Source organism: Pseudomonas sp. PB101 (assembly GCF_009764265.1).
GTDB lineage: Bacteria > Pseudomonadota > Gammaproteobacteria > Pseudomonadales > Pseudomonadaceae > Aquipseudomonas.
Genome location: NZ_RWIR01000047.1, coordinates 1 through 1,426, shown reverse-complemented (window position 1 = coordinate 1,426; position 1,426 = coordinate 1). Strand labels below are relative to the sequence as shown.

Genomic DNA, 1,426 nt, shown 5'->3' with positions numbered 1-1,426 from the left:
TAATGCCGATCAGTTAAGCCTTCTCGCTTGACCTTTGGCCGCAAGAAATCAAAATCCGATGCCTGTACTGGCATCGGATTTTTTTATGCGTCTCGCTCGAGCCCTGGAACTGACCCACAACATCGCCTCCACTCCCAATTCAATCGAGGGACTGGATTCTTTACTCGATCCGTCTTTGGTCGAGCAGGCCCTTGAACAGGCCGGTGTGGCGACCCTGCGCAAGCGGCGTTTGCCACTGGAAATGATGCTCTGGTGCGTGATTTCCATGGCGTTCTTTCGACGCATGTCGGCATGGGATGTGGTCAGCCGCATGAACATCATGCTGCCGGGCCAACGTCCGCTGGTGGCACCCAGCGCTGTGGTTCAAGCCCGTCAGCGGTTGGGCTGCGAGGCTGTCCGACAGGTCTTCCATCTGACTCAGAAAAGTTGGCATGAGGCCGTGGATCACCCAACTTGGGCCGGCTTGCGTTTGCTGGGCGTCGACGGTGTGGTCTGGCGAACACCGGATACCCCGGAAAATCGGGCGCGCTACGACTCGGCCAGCAATCAGCATGGCGACACAGGTTTTCCCCAGATCCGCATGGTTTGCCAGATGGAGTTGACCAGCCACATGCTGATCGGCAGCGCGTTTGATGGCTATCGCAGCAATGAAATGAAACTGGCCGAACAACTGATCGACACCACGCCCGATCACTCGTTGACCCTGTTCGATCGAGGCTTTTACTCCTTGGGTTTGCTGCACCAATGGCAGCAGGCAGGCACCGAGCGGCATTGGCTGATGCCACTGAAAAAAGGCACACAGTACGAAGTGGTTCAGCGTTTGGGGCGCCAGGATGCGGTTGTCTTGTTAAGTACTTCGCCGCAAGCCCGCAAACAATGGCCGGGGCTGCCCGAGCGCCTGACTGCGCGACTCCTGAGCAAAACCGTCAAGGGCAAGGTGTGTCAGATCCTGACGTCGATGGCCGACCCGCTGCGCTTTCCGTCCGACGAAATCGTCGACCTGTATAGCCAGCGATGGGAGATCGAATTAGGGTTTCGCGAGATGAAACAGACGCTGCTCAACAGCAGCTATACGCTGCGCAGCAAGACACCCGAGATGGTCGAGCAGGAACTGTGGGGGGTGTTGCTGGGCTACAACTTGTTGCGCTATCAGATGGTGGAAATGAGCCGTCACTGTCCAGGTATTTACCCGTGTGAAATGAGTTTTAGCGCGTGTACCTGGGCGATTTTAGGGTTTATCAACAGTGTCTCGGCCGACCGCTCCGGGAACATCCCCAAGTACCTGGCCGAGCTTCATGCCTCAGCCCCGCACTATGTCCTGCCTCATCGGCGAGAGGAGCGTATTTATCCTCGCGCCATCCGGCTCAAATCGCCGAAGTATCCGATCAGAAATAAAAATGCCAGTCAGCTTAACTGACTGGCATTA

At 56.6% G+C, this 1,426-nt stretch carries 1 protein-coding gene; it reads left to right on the top strand.

All coding sequences use genetic code 11. The annotated features are described in order from the left end of the window. The first annotated feature begins 85 nt into the window (after positions 1–85). Positions 86–1,417: an IS4 family transposase gene (locus EI969_RS13960; protein WP_160388321.1), complete on the top strand. Its 1,332-nt coding sequence runs from the start codon at positions 86–88 to the stop codon at positions 1,415–1,417. Positions 1,418–1,426: the final 9 nt, after the last annotated feature.

What these genes read in the sequence shown, in the direction of transcription:
- EI969_RS13960 (WP_160388321.1), top strand. Translation starts at nt 86, where the DNA reads ATGCGTCTCGCTCGAGCCCTGGAACTGACCCACAACATCGCCTCCACT.